At 73.4% G+C, this 16,403-nt stretch carries 11 protein-coding genes; 1 reads left to right on the forward strand and 10 read right to left on the reverse strand.

Annotated elements, in window-relative coordinates:
• Positions 1–13 precede the first annotated feature (13 nt).
• A complete protein-coding gene (locus tag Cch01nite_RS19270) occupies positions 14–1,243 on the reverse strand; it encodes a toxic anion resistance protein (RefSeq protein WP_203758122.1) in 1,230 nt (409 codons plus the stop codon).
• A 283-nt stretch (positions 1,244–1,526) separates the two neighbouring features.
• On the opposite strand from Cch01nite_RS19270, the gene Cch01nite_RS19275 reads away from it, so the two are divergent.
• Complete coding sequence (locus Cch01nite_RS19275) at positions 1,527–2,837, forward strand: TrpB-like pyridoxal phosphate-dependent enzyme (protein WP_203758123.1); 1,311 nt, start codon at positions 1,527–1,529, stop codon at positions 2,835–2,837.
• A 15-nt stretch (positions 2,838–2,852) separates the two neighbouring features.
• Here Cch01nite_RS19275 and Cch01nite_RS19280 read toward each other — a convergent pair whose 3' ends face one another.
• The 9 genes from Cch01nite_RS19280 to infC all read right to left on the reverse strand — a co-directional run bounded on the left by Cch01nite_RS19280 (position 2,853) and on the right by infC (position 16,208).
• Entirely contained in the window at positions 2,853–3,668 is an 816-nt protein-coding gene (locus Cch01nite_RS19280) for a class I SAM-dependent methyltransferase (RefSeq protein WP_203758124.1), read from the reverse strand.
• A gap of 99 nt (positions 3,669–3,767) precedes the next feature.
• Positions 3,768–8,741, reverse strand: a complete 4,974-nt coding sequence (locus tag Cch01nite_RS19285; protein ID WP_203758125.1) for an ExeM/NucH family extracellular endonuclease — start codon at positions 8,739–8,741, stop codon at positions 3,768–3,770.
• Positions 8,742–8,939: 198 nt separating this feature from the next.
• The gene (gene pheT / locus Cch01nite_RS19290; protein ID WP_203758126.1) at positions 8,940–11,504 is read right to left on the reverse strand and encodes a phenylalanine--tRNA ligase subunit beta; all 2,565 of its coding nucleotides are present in this window, start codon (positions 11,502–11,504) and stop codon (positions 8,940–8,942) included.
• Entirely contained in the window at positions 11,504–12,562 is a 1,059-nt protein-coding gene (gene pheS / locus Cch01nite_RS19295; RefSeq protein ID WP_203758203.1) for a phenylalanine--tRNA ligase subunit alpha, read from the reverse strand. Before pheS ends, pheT begins: the two co-directional genes overlap by 1 nt.
• Positions 12,563–12,823: 261 nt before the next feature.
• Positions 12,824–13,474, reverse strand: coding sequence for an RNA 2',3'-cyclic phosphodiesterase (gene thpR, locus Cch01nite_RS19300; RefSeq protein ID WP_203758127.1), 651 nt, complete (start codon positions 13,472–13,474; stop codon positions 12,824–12,826).
• On the reverse strand, positions 13,471–14,307 hold the full coding sequence (locus Cch01nite_RS19305) for a TrmH family RNA methyltransferase (RefSeq protein WP_203758128.1): 837 nt from the start codon (positions 14,305–14,307) through the stop codon (positions 13,471–13,473). The genes thpR and Cch01nite_RS19305 overlap by 4 nt, the downstream gene beginning before the upstream one ends.
• Before the next feature lie 47 nt (positions 14,308–14,354).
• On the reverse strand, positions 14,355–14,738 hold the full coding sequence (gene rplT, locus Cch01nite_RS19310; RefSeq protein ID WP_203758129.1) for a 50S ribosomal protein L20: 384 nt from the start codon (positions 14,736–14,738) through the stop codon (positions 14,355–14,357).
• 65 nt (positions 14,739–14,803) lie between these two features.
• Positions 14,804–14,998, reverse strand: coding sequence for a 50S ribosomal protein L35 (gene rpmI, locus Cch01nite_RS19315; protein ID WP_013883985.1), 195 nt, complete (start codon positions 14,996–14,998; stop codon positions 14,804–14,806).
• 91 nt (positions 14,999–15,089) lie between these two features.
• Positions 15,090–16,208 carry a translation initiation factor IF-3 gene (gene infC / locus Cch01nite_RS19320; protein WP_239071086.1) on the reverse strand — a complete coding sequence of 373 codons (1,119 nt, stop codon included), beginning with the start codon at positions 16,206–16,208 and terminating at the stop codon, positions 15,090–15,092.
• Between the last annotated feature and the right edge of the window lie 195 nt (positions 16,209–16,403).

Raw genomic sequence — 16,403 nt, forward strand, 5'->3', positions numbered from 1 at the left:
GGATCCCGACCCGTCAGCTGCCGCCGAGGTCGAGCGAGCTCGACGACGACAGCCCCTCGCGCAGAGGGGTGTCCGTGCGCGAGACGCGGTCGAGGTAGGCCTGCGCCTTCTCCGTCTCGGTCTGCAGGACGCCGACGGTCTGCGCCATCGAGTCGAGGGCCTTGACCTTGAACTCGTCGATGGACTCCATGGTCGCGTAGATGTCGGCGAAGGCCTGCTGCAGCTGGGGCAGACCGAGCGTCGACGACGCCGCCTGCTGCTGGATGCTCGCCGACTGGTCCTTGAGCATCTTGGACGTCGACGCGATCATGCCCGAGGTCGTCGTGTTGAGGGCCGTGATCTGGTCGAGCACGAGCTTCTGGTTGTTGAGCGCCTGCGCGACGAGCACGGCGGTGCGCAGCGCGGAGACCGTGGTGGTCGTCGCGCGGTCGACGCCCTTGATGAGCTCGATGTTGTTCTTCAGGATGATGTCGACCGCGAGGTACCCCTGGATCGACACGACGAGCTGCGTGAGCAGGTCCTGGTGCTTCTGGCGGACGTAGAACAGGACGTCCTTGCGCAGCGAGTCGGCCCGGGTCGGGTCGGACACCTCGATCTCGGCGATCTTCGCGGACAGCTGCGTGTCGAGGTGCTCCGCGACGTACACGTACTGGTTCAGGCGGCCCATGGTCTCCCACAGGCGCTGCTTCTCGAGGTTGAGCGCCGCGTTGTCCTTGCGCAGCTCGTCCTGCCCGTCGTACAGCGCCCGCACGATGGCGTCGAGCTGCGCCTGCGCGCTCTCGTACCGGCGGAAGTAGTCGGTGAGCTGCTGGCCGAACGGGATGAACCCGAGGAGCTTGCGGCCGACGCTCGCCTCGGCGGGATCGAGCTCCTCGACCGTGCGGCGCAGGTCGAGCAGGGACCGGCTCACCTGCGACGTCCCGGACACGCCGCCCTCACGCAGCTCGCGCACGGGGACCTGCAGGAGCCGGTTCGACGAGTCCGCGGCGGTGCGGATGTCAGCCTCGCCCATGAGGCGGACGTCGTCGGCCTTCGCGGCGAGCTCGGGCGAGCCGGGCTGGACGGCGAGCAGGCCGTCGACGTACGCCGAGACCTTGGCGTTCAGACCGGGCAGCGCCGCCTCGTCGATCCGCGGGGCCATCGCCGGGGCCTGCGTCGCGGCGACCGGCTGCGCCGGTGCGGGCGGCTCCAGCGCGAACGCCGACTGCGCCGCCGGGGGTGTCAGTGGGGTCGCGTCGGTCATGTGTTCCTCCACGTCAGCGGTCGTCGAGCACTGTGCCCCGCCGCTGCGTCGCGCCGTGCGGCGCCGTCGGACGATGGTCACGCGATGGTCAAGCGCTTGCCTGCGGACGCTAGCACGGTGACGTGACGCCCAGGGGGTGGATTCAGCCGGCCGAGCACCGCGTTCGTGCAGAGCGCAACGGATAGCCTGCGGCTGCGGACCGCTCGACGGCGTCGGTCCCGACCGTCGAACGGTGCGTCCCCTGACCGGCGCACGCCTGCGGCGTGCTCACCTGGAGGCACCGATGACGACTTCCCCCGACGACGTCCGTCTGACCCCGCGCACCGAGCCCCTGGGCCTCGCGGTCCCGTCGGCCGTGCCCACCCACTGGTACAACCTCGCCGCGGACCTGCCGACGCCCGTGCCGCCCGCCCTGCACCCGGGCACGCAGCAGCCGCTCACGCCCGACGACCTCGCCCCGCTCTTCCCGATGGCGCTCATCGGCCAGGAGGTCTCGACCGAGCGGTACGTCGAGATCCCGCAGACCGTCCGGGAGATCTACGCGCTGTGGCGGCCGTCGCCCCTCGTGCGGGCGCGGCGGCTGGAGCGGGCGCTCGGCACCCCGGCGCGCATCTACTACAAGTACGAGGGCGTGAGCCCGGCCGGGTCGCACAAGCCGAACACGGCCGTCGCGCAGGCCTACTACAACGCCGTCGAGGGGATCACGAAGCTCACCACGGAGACCGGCGCCGGCCAGTGGGGCGCGTCGCTGTCGATGGCGTGCTCGCTGCTCGGCCTGGAGTGCGAGGTGTGGCAGGTGCGGGCGTCCTACGACTCCAAGCCGTACCGGCGGATGCAGATGGAGACGTACGGCGCGGTGTGCCACCCGTCGCCGTCGGACCTCACGCAGGCTGGTCGCGCGATGCTCGAGGCCGACCCGCACACCACCGGGTCGCTCGGCATGGCGATCAGCGAGGCGGTGGAGGCCGCGGCGACCGACCCGGCGGCGCACTACGCGCTCGGCAGCGTGCTCAACCACGTGCTCCTGCACCAGACGGTCATCGGCCAGGAGGCCCTCGCGCAGCTCGACGAGATCGACGAGCGGGCCGACGTCGTGTTCGGCTGCGCGGGCGGCGGCTCGAACCTCGGCGGGCTGGCGTTCCCGTTCCTCGGCCGCAACCTGCGCGAGGGCACGAGCACCCGCGTCGTGGCGTGCGAGCCGGCGGCGTGCCCGTCGCTCACGCAGGGCGAGTACCGCTACGACTTCGGGGACGTCGCCGGCCTGACCCCGCTGCTCAAGATGCACACCCTGGGCAAGGACTTCGTACCGCCACCTATCCACGCGGGCGGCCTGAGGTACCACGGGATGGCGCCGATGGTGTCGCACGCGAAGGAGCTGGGGCTGCTCGATGCGATCGCCGTCGACCAGGAGACCGCGTTCGCGGCGGGGGTCGAGTTCGCGCGGGCCGAGGGGATCATCCCGGCGCCGGAGTCGACGCACGCGGTCGCGGGAGCCATCGCGCACGCGCGCGCGGCGACCGAGCCGCAGACGATCGTCATCGGGCTGTCCGGCAACGGGGTGCTCGACCTGCCCGCGTACCACGACTTCCTCTGACAGCGCCCGTCGGGGTCAGGCCCGGCGGCCCCGGACCAGCAGGTGCGCGCTCGCTCCGAGCAGGCTGGGCTCGCGCTCGACCCGGCGGATCGCGTCGAGCACCCGCTCACGCGTGCCGGGGTCATCCAGCAGCTCCTCGATCCCTCGCTGGAACGAGCCCGGCCCTTCGACCGCGACCGGGCCGTCGAGCTCCAGCCCCGCCTCCTCGACCTCGTGGGCGAGCTCGTCGGCCCGGTGGAAGTACGCGGTCGCGAACCAGCCCGGTACCCGGTCGGCGTTGACGTGCTCGCCGGTCTCGACGCCACGACGGACCACCTCGGCGAACCGCGGGTCCCGCAGGAACCCGCTCGCGAACCCGTCGATCGTCGACCCGAACCGGCTGATCGCCGCGGCCACGACCACCCCGCCCGGACGCAGGACCCTGCGGGCCTCCGCCCACGCCCGCAACCGGTCCGGCCGGGACGGCAGGTGGTAGAGCGGCCCGAGCAGCAGGACGGCGTCCACCGAGCCGTCGTCGAACGCGAGCGCGCGGGCGTCACCCTCGGTCACGGACGCGAGCGGACGGCGGGCGGCCGCTGACGCCGCGCGCGCCTGCTCCACGTGCAGCGGCACCGGGTCGACGAGGTGCACGGTGTAGCCCTCGTCGGCCAGCGGCAGCGCGTACCGGCCCGCCGCACCACCGACGTCGAGCACGACCGCGGGTGCGGGGGGCAGCCAGCGGTGGAGCAGCTCGGTGGTGCGCAGCGCCTCGAGGCGGCCGTGACCGGCGCCGAGACGCGCCTGCTCGTCGCCGATGGCGTAGTAGGCCTGGACGTCGGGCGGGATCTCCATCTCGGCACCCTCGCGGGCGCGGCGGCCGTTGTCCACCGAGTTCGGCACGGACGCCCGAGGGCCCGCGTCCGTCGTGGACGCGGGCCCCCGTGCGCGCGGTCAGCGGGTGCTGACCGGCCTGCTCGTGCTCGGCGACACGTTCGCCGGGTCGTCCGGCACGAACGTGGCCGTGTACGTGTGGCGGCCGGACGGCACGGTGCCGATGGCGATCCCGAGCACCACGTCGAGCGACTTCACGACGGTGCCGCCCTCACGGATCTCGACCTTCCCGGACGGGAACCTCCCGTTGTCGGTCGAGACGGTCGCGACGGCGAAGGACGGGACGAACAGGAAGCCGGGGGTCACCGTCAGGCTCGTCCTGGTGGTGACCTTGTCCACCACGACCGTCACCGCCTCGGACTGCGAGCCGGTGACCGTGTCGTCCCCGGCGAACCGTGCGACGACCTCGTAGGTGCCCGCGGGCGTCGAGGCGGGCAGGGTCAGCGTGGCCTTGCCCTTGCTCAGCGTCGCCGTCCCCAGGACCGTATCGCCGGCCACGAACTCGACGGGACCGGAGACCGGCACCGTCGACGTGACCGTCGCCTTGAGCTTGACCTTCGACGTCCCGTACACCTGGCGCGCGGGCGCCGCGGTGAGGGTCGTGGTCGACGCCGGGAGCGCCTCCTCGACCGTGAGCGGCAGCGTCACCGTGGTGCCGCTGGGCGCCGCGACGAGCGTGAGGGTGTGCGCTCCCCCGCCGGTGCCCGACGGGACCGTGACGGACACGCTCGCGTTCCCGCCGGTCACGGGCGCCGAGCCGATCGACGTGCCGTCGAGCCGCACGTCGAGACTCGTGTTCTGCGGTGACCCGAGGCTCGTGAGGTCGAGCTTCGTCACCGGGAACGCGAGGGTGTCGCCGGCCGTGACGGACGCCGGCAGCACCGGCACGCCGACGGCCTGGCGGGCGAAGTCCGGCGCGAGGTCCGGGTGCGCCTGCAGGTACGCGATCCAGCCGTCGCGGTCGACGAGCCCGGAGTCGCGGGCGTCCGTGCCCTCGGTGAAGACCCGGAAGTTGTCGCCGCCCGTGACGAGGAACGAGAACGTGCCGATGCGGTAGCTCGCCGCCGGGTCGAGCGGCACGCCGTCGACCGTGATGGACGTGATGTGCGACCCCATCGGCGCCGCGGCGTCGTAGGTGTACGTCACGTTGTCGGACAGCCCGAGCTGCAGGTACGGCCGCGTCGGGATGGTGCCGTCCGGGTTCGTCTGCCACTGCTGCTCGAGCATCGTCTTGACCTGGGCGCCCGTGAGCGAGGTCGTCCAGAGGTTGTTGACGAACGGGAGCACCGAGTTCGCCTCGGCCGTGGTCACGACGCCGTCGGGCGCGTACAGCAGCTCGGCCCGCAGGCCGCCCGGGTTGACGACGCCGATCTGCGCGCCGCCGAGGTTGTCGGGTGCCAGGGTGTCCCGCAGCGCGTTCGCCACGAGGTCGCCGAGCGTCGACTCGCTCGCCCGGTCGTCCCGGCCGGACGTCGGCGTCGGGCCAGGCCCGACGTAGCCGTCCGCTGTGTACGTGCCGCCGGAGAACGCGGTGGTGATGTCGTCGGTGACCGACCCGACGGGGACCGAGCCGACCTCGTTGGCGTACGCGAGGGCGGCGTCGGTGATCCGCTTCACCTCGGCGACCCGCGGGTACGTCGCCGCGAGCTGCGCGGCGAAGTCCGCCTCGCTCGTGCCGGCCGGCGGGACGAGCCGCGGGACGTTCGTCTGGGTGTGGGCGAGGACCTCGTCGGTGCTCGGGTCGTACGTGAGCACGATCTTGCCGATGTTGTCGCCGTACGAGCCCGTCTGCAGGATCGGACGCGTCTTGCCCGGCTGCCCCGGGACCGGAGCCTCCCACGCGTACTGCTTGTGGGTGTGCCCGGTGAAGATCGCGTCCACGGCAGGCGAGGTGTCGTTGACGATCTCCGCGAACGCGCCGCCCGCGGCGACCTCCTCCTCCAGCGTCGCCCCGTCCGGCGTGCCCTCCGACGCGCCCTCGTGGAAAGACGCGACGAGCACGTCGGCCTCGCCGTTGGACGGGTCGCCGTCGGTCAGCTCGCCCGCGACGCGGTTGACCGCCTCGACGGGGTCGCCGAACGACAGCTCGGTGATGCCGCCGGGGCTGACCAGCGACGGCGTCTCCTCGGTGACCGCCCCGATGATGCCGACGGTCACGCCGTCCATGTCGATGAGGGCGTACTCCGGGAGCGCCGGGGTGGTGGTCCCCGCCTCGTAGACGTTCGCCCCGAGGTAGTCCCACGTGGCGTTCGTCCCGCCCGCGATGATGCGGTCACGGAGGTCGGCGAAGCCCTTGTCGAACTCGTGGTTGCCGACCGCCGACGCGTTGAGCTCGAGCGCGTTGAGCACGTCGATCGTCGGCTGGTCCTGCTGCACCGCGGACGCGAACAGCGACGCGCTCACGTTGTCACCGGCCGACACGAACGCGACGGGGTCCCCGGCGGCGATCGCTGCTGCCTTCTCCTTCTCGACGGTGCCCGCGAACTTCACGGTGTTGGCGTCGATGCGGCCGTGGAAGTCGTTGATGTCGAGCAGCGTGAGGTTCACGGGCACCGCGGCGCCCTTCACGAGGCCGACGACCACCGGGTCGTGGTCCGAGGACCGGTACGGGTCCGCCGCGTAGAACAGCGTGCCGTGGTAGTTGTACCGGCTGTACTCGAGCGCGATCGACTCCTCGGCGTTGATCTCCCAGATGTCCGCACCCGTCGCCCGCGCGAGCGCCGGGCCGTTGAGCAGCACGTGGTCGAGTGACCCGGACAGGCCGCCGAACGAGTAGGAGTACTGGCCCGGCGCGAGGTCCGACCCGGCGTCCGTGTACCCGGCGTCGTAGAGCAGCCGCAGCGGGTCCTCCTGGGTGTAGGAGTTGAAGTCGCCGACGAGCGCGACCGACTCGACCCCGCCCTGGATGGCCGGGACCCAGTCCCGCAGCGCGGTGGCCTGCCGGACCCGGGACTCGTTCGACGCGCCCTGGCCGTCGCCGCTGTCGACGTCGCCCGGCCACGGGCCGGCCGATCCCTTCGACTTGAAGTGGTTGACCACGACGAGGAACGGCTCTCCCCCGCCGGCCGGCGTGAACGCCTGGGCGATCGGCTCGCGGGCGTTGCCGAACGCCTCGTCGTCGGCGCTGAGCGAGCCGAGGGCGTGCGACGGCCCCGTCCGGGTCACCGCGGCGGTCCGGTAGATGATCGCGTTGTTGATGACGTCCATCTGCGCGACCGGCGGCAGGTCGGCCGTCGCGGACGGGACGAACGCCCAGGTTCCCGGCCCGGCGTCCGCGTTGAGCGCGTCGACGAGCGTGCCGACCGCCTCGTCGGCCACCCCGTCCACCACCAGTGAGTTCTCGATCTCGAGCAGGCCGACCACGTCGGCGTCGAGCCCGTTGATCGCCGCGACGATCTTGTCCTGCTGGCGCTGCAGGTCGGCCGGGTCCCACGCCCCGCGCGGGTTGCAGCCGCTGTTCACCGTCACCGGGTCACCGGTGCGGTCGTTAAACGACGTGCAGCCGGGGGTCCCCGCGCCGAGCGTCGTGAAGTAGTTGAGGACGTTGAACGACGCGACCTTGAGGTCTCCGCCGATCGCCGCCGCGTCGGGTGCGGTGGTGCGGTCGTTCGCGAACGCCACCGGCGCGGGCAGGCCCGCGACAACCTGCGCGGTCGGGTTCAGCTTCCACACGTTGTTCCGGAAGTCCACGACGAGCGGGGCGCTGAACGTCACGGCCTCGCCCACCCGCACCGGGTTCGCGAGCGACACGTACGGCGGCGTCTGGCTCTGGTTGGCCGCGGACAGGAAGTTGGTGGACGCGCCGTCGTCGAGGACGACACCGCGTGCCGCGTCGTCGGCGGCCGCAGCGGCGGCCTCGGCCGAGCCGGGCGCGCCGACCTCGGTGGGCTGCAGCAGCGGCGTGGTCCCCGCCGCCAGCCCGACCTCGCCGTACTGGTTGGTGCTGAACGTGTTGGACACGGTGAAGTCGCCGGTCGGCGTGAACAGCATCGACTCGAGCGCCTCACGTGCCGCGTCGGTCGTCGGCCACCCGCCCGCGACCGGCGTCACGGCCGGCACCGGGTCGTGCAGCGGCTCGAGGCCGCCGGCCGCGACGGTCAGCTCCGTGAGCCCGTTGAACTCGCTGACGGCACCCGTGACCTTCACGCTGTCGCCGATCCGGACCTGGTCGACGGTCGCGGACGAGAAGACGAAGATCGCGTCCGACGCACCCGGCGTCGGGTCGCTCGCCCCTCCGGTGCCCGGCGTCTGGATGACGTACCCGCTGAGCCCACCCGTCGGGTAGGCCGCGGTGACCACGCCGCTCGTCACGACCTGCGTCCCGACCAGCGGCGACGCGGCGCCCGTGCCCTGGATCTCGGCGATGGTGTGCTCGGTCGGCGTGCCCGGCCCGCCGGGGCCCGTGCCGGACGCCGTCGGCGTGGGTGCACCCGCGGTGAAGTCCGCCGCGTTGTCCGCGGTGTTCGCGTGCGTCGCCGAGCGCGACACCGAGGTCGCGTTGGTCGTGGCCGGTGCCGCGCCCGTGCCGGCGAAGTCGGTCGCGCTGCCCCAGCCGACGAGGTCGACCACGGCCGGCAGGAGCGCGCAGCCGGACGAGCAGGCGAGCGACGCGGTGTCGCTGGTGAGCGCGACCTTCCCGCCGGCCCCGCCCATCGGGATGGTGCCCTCGACGTCCACCGGGACGTCCGGTGCCGCCGTGTTGGAGCCGAACGCCTCGCCGACGACCAGGAAGTCGCCGGGCTCGAGGGTCCCGCCGGTCAGGACGGTCTTCTGCCACGAGGACCCCGACGTGGACGCGTACTGGACCGCCCACCCGCTGAGGGCGACGGGCGCGGTCCCCGGGTTGTAGAGCTCGACGAAGTCGCGGTCGAACGGGGCGCCCGAGTTGCCGCCCCCGCCGTACACCTCGTTGATGACGAGCGGCGCGCCCGCGACGACGGTGGCCTGCGCGCCACCCGCCCCCACGATGGTGCCGACCAGTGCCAGGCCGAGGGCCGCGATGCCCCCGGCCGCCGACTTCACTCCTGCGTGCACGTCGAGCTCTCCTTCGTCGGGGGCGCCACACAGCCGCCCCACAGGGCGGCCGTCGTTCACTCTCACGGGTTGCCCGATATGCCGCAACTACTCATCGGTAACCGTTTGGTGAACTCGTCCCAGGACTGCACGACAACCGGACACGACACGACCCCGCGGCCGGTGCGGCGCGCGGGGTCGTGACGGTCGCGACGCAGGTCAGGCGCGCAGCGTGGCTCCGAACCGCTCGTGCGTCGCGGCGACGACGGCGTCCCGGACGGCTGCCTGCTCCTGAGCCGTCAGGGTCCGGTCGGCGGCCCGCAGCCGCAGCGCGAACGCGAGCGACCGGGTCCCGGCCGGCACCTGGTCGCCGACGTACACGTCGAACAGCCGGACGTCCTCGACGACGTCACCCGCCGGGCTCGACGACGCACCGTCGCGGACGGCCGCGAGCACGTCCGCCGCCGGCACCTCGGCGGGGACGACGAGGGCGACGTCCTCCTTGGCGACCGGGAACGGCGACACCGGGTGCGCCTGGACCGGGTCGTGCGGTGCGTGCGCCAGCAGCACGTCGAGGTCGAGCTCGAACGCGACCGCCCGCGCGGGCAGGTGGTGGGCGGCGACGACCTTCGGGTGCAGCTCGCCCGCATGCCCGACGAGCGTCCCGTCGGCCGTCGTCAGGCGCGCGCACCGCCCCGGGTGCCACGGCGCGTGGTCGGCGTCCGCCGACACGACCAGCGGCACGCCCACGATCTGCGCGACCTTCTCGGCGGCCGCGATCGCGTCCGTGTAGTCGGCCTTGCGACCCGGTCCCCACCACCCCGACGGGAACACGTTCCCCGCGAGCACGCCCGCGACCCGACGCGGCTGCGGCGGGACCGCCGCCTCGATGGCGGCGAGGTCCTCGTCCGAGGGCCGCACACCACCGGGCAGCCGGGGCGCGACGGGCGCGCCGGCCAGCGGCCGGGTGACGAGCCCGATCTCGAACACGGCGACGTCGACGACCCCGCGCGAGACGTTGCGCCGCGCGGTGTCGAGCAGCGTGACCAGCAGGTTCGTCCGCAGGTACGGCTGCGCGTCGGAGAGCGGGTTGACCAGACGCACCGCCCGCCGCCGCGCGTCGTCCGCGGGCAGCCCGAGGGCGTCGAGCTGCTCGGTCGAGACGAACGGGTAGCTCAGCACCTCGACGAGGCCCGCCTCCGCCAGCGCGCGGGCCACGGAGCGCCGGGTCCGCTGACCGTGGGTCAGGCCACGGCCGACCGGCGCGTCGGGCACGATGCTCGGGATCGCGTCGTAGCCGCGCAGCCGCGCGACCTCCTCGACGAGGTCCACGCCCACGACCAGGTCGGGACGCCACGTCGGCGGCAGGACCTGGACGGTGCCGTCGACGACGTCGCCGACCGCGCACCCGATCTCCGTGACGGTCTCGACGACCTCGTCGGCCGTGTACGGGACACCGACCAGCCGGGCCGGCAGGGTCACGTCCAGCGTGATCGGGGCCGGTGCCGTGGTGGCGTTCACGTCCGTCAGCCCGTCGTCGGCGACGCCGCCGCCGTGCTCGGTCAGGAGCGCCACCGCCCGCGCGACCGCCACGCGCGGCAGCTGCGGGTCGACGCCCCGCTCGAACCGCTTGGCGGCCTCGCTCGGCAGCTTGTGCCGGCGCGCGGTGCGGGCGACCGTGATCGGGTCGAAGTGGGCGGCCTCGATCAGCAGGTCCGTCGTGCCCGGGCCGACCTCGCTGTCCCCGCCGCCCATGACCGCGGCGAGGCCGATGACCCGCGACGCACGCACGCCGCCGGGGCTGTCGGTGATGAGCAGGTCCTCGGGGTCGAGCGCCCGGTCGACGTCGTCGAGCGTGCGCATCCGCTCCCCCGGCGCCGCCCGCCGCACGACGATCGGCTCGGCGACCTTGTCCAGGTCGTAGGCGTGCAGCGGCTGCCCGAGGTCGAGCATGACGTAGTTCGTCACGTCGACAGCGAGCCCGATGGGCCGCATGCCGGCCTGGGTGAGCCGGCGCTGCATCCACTGCGGCGACGGGTCGTTCGCGCGCACGCCCCGCACCACCTGCGCGACGAACCGGTCCGCACCGGGCACGCCGTCGACGGGCGCGGCGTCGTCGATCTCGACCGCGAAGCCGCCGGACACGGGCGCGCGCTGCGCGTCGGACGCCAGACCGCGGTCCGTGAACCATGCACCGGTCGAGTGCGAGTACTCGCGGGCGACGCCACGCATCGAGAAGCAGTACCCGCGGTCGGGCGTCACGTTGATCTCGAGCACCTCGTCGCCGAGCCCGAGCAGCTCACGCGCGTCCGTGCCGACCTCCGCGTCGATGCCCAGGGTCGACAGCACGATGATCCCGGCGTGGTCCTCGCCGAGCCCGAGCTCGCGCGCCGAGCAGATCATGCCGTCGGACACGTGCCCGTACGTCTTGCGGGACGCGATCGCGAACGGTCCCGGCAGCACGGCCCCGGGCAGCGCGACGACCACGCGGTCACCGACGACGAAGTTGTGCGCGCCGCACACGATGCCCCTCGGGGTGCCGCCGGGCTCGTTGTGCTCCGGGCCGACGTCGACGCGGCACCAGTTGATCGTCTTGCCGTTCTTCTGCTCCTCGGGCGTCAGCTCGACGACCTCGCCGACCACGAGCGGACCGGTGACGGCGGCGGCGTGGATCGCCTCCTCCTCGAGCCCGACGCGGACCAGGTCCGCGGCCAGCTGCTCGGCGGTGAGGCCGGCGGGCAGCTCGACGTGCTCGGCGAGCCACGTCAGGGGGATGCGGGGCATCAGATCTCCGTCCCGAACTGCGTGGAGAAGCGCACGTCGCCCTCCACCATGTCGTGCATGTCAGCGATCTCGTGGCGGAGCATGAGCGTGCGCTCGATGCCCATGCCGAAGGCGAAGCCCGAGTAGACGTCGGGGTCGACCCCGCACGCGCGCAGCACGTTCGGGTTGACCATCCCGCAGCCGCCCCACTCGATCCAGCCGGGTCCGCCCTTCTTCTGCGGGAACCACAGGTCCATCTCGGCGCTCGGCTCCGTGAAGGGGAAGTACGCCGGTCGCAGGCGTGTGCGCGCCTCCGGGCCGAAGATCGACCGCACGAAGTGGTCGAGCGTGCCCTTGAGGTGCGCCATCGTCAGGCCCTTGTCGACCGCGAGGCCCTCGACCTGGTGGAACACCGGCGTGTGCGTCGCGTCGAGCTCGTCGGTCCGGAACACCTTGCCCGGGCACGCGATGTAGACGGGCAGCTCGCGCTCCAGCAGCGAGCGGGCCTGGACGGGCGACGTGTGCGTCCGCAGCACGAGACCCGACTCGGCACCCGCACCCGCGTCGACGAAGAACGTGTCCTGCATCTGGCGCGCCGGGTGGTCGACGCCGAAGTTCAGCGCGTCGAAGTTGAACCACTCGGCCTCGAGCTCGGGGCCCTCGGCGATCTCCCAGCCCATCGCGACGAAGATGTCCGCGACGCGCTCCTGGAGCGTCTCGAGCGGGTGGCGCGCGCCCAGCGGACGGCGGTCCACCGGCAGCGTGACGTCGACGGCCTCCTCGACGAGCACGCGGGCGTCGCGCTCCGCCTCGAGCACGGCCTGCCGCTCCGCGAGGGCGGCGTTGAGGCGGCCGCGGGCCGCACCGAGCAGCCGCCCGGCGGTGCCCTTGTCGGCCGGGGCGAGGCCGCCGATGGCCCGGTTCGCGAGCGCGAGCGGGCTGTGCTCCCCGAGGTGGGCGAGCCGTGCCTGCTTCAGCCCGTCGAGGTCGGTCGCGGCGTCGAACGCCTTGAGCGCGGCCTCCACGGCGGCGGCGATGCCGGGCTCGTCGAGCGGGGACAAGGGGGTGTCGTCGGACATCCGGACCTTCCAGGGGAGGTTGCGGGCGACCCGACCGTGCGCGAGCGACGCCGGGCCGTGGACGTGCGCGAGGCGCACGGCCAGCAGGGAAGTCTAGTGGCGCCCGTCCCGGGGCCCGGTGCGCCGTCCGCCGACGTCGGCGGACCTGCTCACGTGCGCGTCAGCGCGGCCCGGGAACGGGCCGCGGAAATCGACGGGGGCACGGCGTCATGCCGGTCATCCTGCCACGCACGCCGTGACGTCGACGACCGCTTTGGCGGCTCAGCGTCCGAGCGGGAGCCGCTCGACCTCGGTGTACAGCGGGCCGCCGCCGCGCCCCGCTCCGGGCCGCGACTCGACGAGCACGACCTCCTGCACGAGCCAGGTCGGACCCTCGTACACGGCCAGCGCGCGGGCGACGCCCGTCGCGACGTCGTCGTCGTCCGCCGGCGCACCCGGACGCCCGGCCATCTCCGGCCCGCCCCGTCCCGGCCGCGAGGACCGTCGTCGCGGCGGGCGGCTCCCCGGACGGATCCGCCCGACCGTGAGGTGCGCCCGGTCCCGAGGACGCAGGTCCTCGTGCGCCCCCGCCGCGGCGCCCGCGTCGACGCAGGCCGCCGTCAGCGCCCGCTGCGCGTCGACGTCGCCCGAGACGCCGACCCACATGGTGCGGTGCGAGAACACCCCGGCACCCCGCAGGGCCAGCGGGTACGGGTCGATCTCCTGCGCCGCCGACGCCAGGTCGGCCGTCAGGGCAGGGACCGCACCGTCGGGGACGTCCCCGTAGAACGCCGCCGTGAGGTGCCAGGTCTCGCGCGCCGACCAGCGGATCGCCGTCGACGACCCTGCCGGGCCGCCGCGGACCGACGCGAGGGCGAGGTCGAGGTGGTCGAGCACGTCGTCCGGCGGCCACACGGCCGCGAACAGCCTCATGGCCGCGCCGGGCGCTGCGCGCGCGAGCTCGCGTACAGGCAGACCGTCGCCGCGGTCGCCAGGTTGAGCGACTCGGCGCGCCCCCGGATCGGCACCCGGACGACGGCGTCGGCGAGCGCCCGGTCCTCGTCGCGCAGCCCCCACGCCTCGTTGCCGAACACCCACGCCGTGGGTGCCGCGAGGTCGGGGACACCCGCCGGTGCAGCACCCGCGACGTCCAGCAGGTCGTCGAGGTCGTGCTCGCCCGTGCCGTCGGCGGCGAGGATGCTCAGCCCGGCGGACCGCAGCCGGTCGACGGCGCCGGCCAGGTCCAGGCCCGTCACCACGGGCAGGTGGAACAGCGACCCGGCCGTCGACCGGACCACCTTGGGGTTGTGCACGTCGACGCTCTCGCTGGTCAGCAGTGCGGCATCCGCACCCGCCGCGTCGGACGCCCGCACGACCGTGCCGGCGTTGCCGGGGTCACGGACGTGCGCGAGCACCGCCAGCAGCCGGGGCGCCGCACCGAGCACGTCGTCGAGCGATGACTCCAGGAGGTCCGCCACGGCGACGACCTCCTGCGCGTCGGCGCTCATCGCGTCCAGCACCTCGGCGGAGCCGGTGTGCACCCGGATGCCGCGGTCCTGCGCGCCCCGCACGATCTCGGGGTACCGCTGCGCCGACTGCTCGGTGACGTACACGTCGTGCACGCGCACACCGCCGACCGCGACGGCCTCGCGGACGGCCTGCGGTCCCTCGACCACGAACCGGCCTGCACGCAGACGCGCCGAACGCCCGGCCAGCGCCCTGACTGCCTTCACCCGCTCGGCGCGGGGGTTGGTCAGCTCGGGCATCGGCCGGGCGTCCGGGATGCGGCTCGGTTCAGCTCCCGAAGGGAGCGTCACGCAGCCGACGGCGCGTTGACGTCGGCGGGCAGCGCGTCCTTGGCGGCCTGGACGAGGACGTTGAACGCCGGGGCGTCGTTCACGGCCAGGTCGGCGAGGACACGACGGTCCACCTCGATGCCCGCGAGCTTGAGGCCCTGGATGAGGCGGTTGTACGTCAGGCCCTGCTCGCGCGAGGCTGCGTTGATCCGCTGGATCCACAGCTTGCGGAAGTCGCTCTTGCGCGCCTTGCGGTCGCGGTACGAGTAGACGAGGGAGTGGGTGACCTGCTCCTTCGCCTTCCGGTACAGGCGCGAGCGCTGCCCGCGGTAACCGCTCGCGCGCTCCAGGGTCGAACGACGCTTCTTCTGGGCGTTGACCGCCCGCTTCACGCGTGCCACGTGATGCTCCTTGCTGGTCTAGGGCTCGCAGTGCGACGCCGGGGACGCGGGGGCGTCCCGACGGGTCACTTGCCGAGCAGCTTCTTGATCTTCGGGGTGTCAGCGGCGGAGACGACGACGTCGCCGGCGATGCGGCGCGTGCGACGGCTCGACTTGTGCTCGAGAAGGTGGCGGCCGTTGGCCTGCTCACGCATGACCTTCCCGGTGCCGGTCACCCGGAAGCGCTTCTTGGCACCGGAGTGCGTCTTGTTCTTCGGCATGGCTGCCGTGTCTCCTTGTCGTTCTCATCGCACGGGTTCGTGCGACTCGTGTCGTGCGGCCCGGCTGGCGGCCGGACCGTTCGTCGTGCGGTCAGCTCTTGTCGTCGGAGGCCGACGGCGAGGGGCGGCCGGCGGCCGGACCCGGGCGTGGGACGGGCTTCGGTGCGGCCGCGCCCGGGGTGGCCCGGGGCGCCGCAGGACGCGGCGCCGGGCTCGCCGACCGGGCGGCGGGCGACGCAGCCGGAGCCGGGCGCGGAGTGCTCGGACGCGGCGTCGACGGACGGGCCGCGGCGGGGCGCGGTGCCGGCGGGCGGGGCGCAGCGGTCCGGGCGGGGGCCGGCGTCGGAGCCGGGGTGGGCTCGACGGCGACGGGCTCGGGCGCAGCGACCGGCTCGGCAGCGGGCGTCTCGACCACGGCGGCCTCGACGGCAGGCGTCTCCACGACCGGCGCCTCGGCCGCGGGGGCCTCGACGGCGGGCGTCTCGACCGTGGGCGTCTCGACGACCGGCGTCTCGACGACCGGCGCGGCGGCGGGCTCGCTGGGGGCCGGCGCGGAAGCCGCGGCAGCCGCAGCGGCGTTCGCCGCACGCGCCGCGTCGGCCTGGGCCTGACGACGCTGCTCCTGCTTCTGGTCCGCCTTCTTCTTGACCGGGCCGAGCACCATGATCATGTTGCGGCCGTCCTGCTTCGGCGCGCTCTCGACGAAGCCGAGGTCGGCGACGTCGTCGGCGAGCCGCTGCAGCAGGCGGATGCCCATCTCGGGGCGCGACTGCTCACGACCGCGGAACATGATCATGACCTTGACCTTGTCGCCCGCGGCGAGGAACCGCGTGACATGGCCCTTCTTCGTCCCGTAGTCGTGCGGGTCGATCTTCAGACGGAAACGGATCTCCTTGAGGACCGTGTTCGTCTGGTTCCGCCGGGCCTCACGGGCCTTCATGTCCGCTTCGTACTTGAACTTGCCGTAGTCCATGATCTTGCAGACCGGCGGACGGGCATCCGGAGCGACCTCGACCAGGTCGAGGTCTGCGTCCTGGGCCAGGCGCAGTGCGTCTTCCACGCGGACGATGCCGACCTGCTCGCCGTTCGGGCCGACCAGGCGGACCTCGGCGACGCGGATCCGATCGTTGATGCGGGGCTCGCTGATTGTTGCTCCTCGGGTTCGTCGTGACCGACCGCCAGGAACGAGGAAGGCCCCCGTCCTGAGCACAGGAGGAGGCCTCGATAGCCCGCGCGGCCAAACCCGGCCGACGGCCGCGCTTGCGCCACCGGAACGGCGACGAGGCCGTCCGGTGCGGACTGTGACCCGGTCCCTGTTGTCGGCGTGAGCCGTGCGGTCGAGACCCAGGTGGGAGAAGCTCCACTTGTGCGCCTGAGTCGCACTCGCGTACGTCCCAGGTCAGTC

This window comes from Cellulomonas chitinilytica (assembly GCF_016862675.1).
In the GTDB taxonomy this organism is placed as follows: Bacteria; Actinomycetota; Actinomycetes; order Actinomycetales; family Cellulomonadaceae; genus Cellulomonas; species Cellulomonas chitinilytica.

Coding starts and splice junctions, on each gene's coding strand:
- thpR (WP_203758127.1), bottom strand. CDS start 13,474: ATGAGGCTGTTCGCGGCCGTGTGGCCGCCGGACGACGTGCTCGACCAC.
- pheT (WP_203758126.1), bottom strand. CDS start 11,504: ATGCCCCGCATCCCCCTGACGTGGCTCGCCGAGCACGTCGAGCTGCCC.
- pheS (WP_203758203.1), bottom strand. CDS start 12,562: ATGTCCGACGACACCCCCTTGTCCCCGCTCGACGAGCCCGGCATCGCC.
- rpmI (WP_013883985.1), bottom strand. CDS start 14,998: ATGCCGAAGAACAAGACGCACTCCGGTGCCAAGAAGCGCTTCCGGGTG.
- Cch01nite_RS19275 (WP_203758123.1), top strand. CDS start 1,527: ATGACGACTTCCCCCGACGACGTCCGTCTGACCCCGCGCACCGAGCCC.
- Cch01nite_RS19270 (WP_203758122.1), bottom strand. CDS start 1,243: ATGACCGACGCGACCCCACTGACACCCCCGGCGGCGCAGTCGGCGTTC.
- Cch01nite_RS19305 (WP_203758128.1), bottom strand. CDS start 14,307: ATGCCCGAGCTGACCAACCCCCGCGCCGAGCGGGTGAAGGCAGTCAGG.
- Cch01nite_RS19280 (WP_203758124.1), bottom strand. CDS start 3,668: ATGGAGATCCCGCCCGACGTCCAGGCCTACTACGCCATCGGCGACGAG.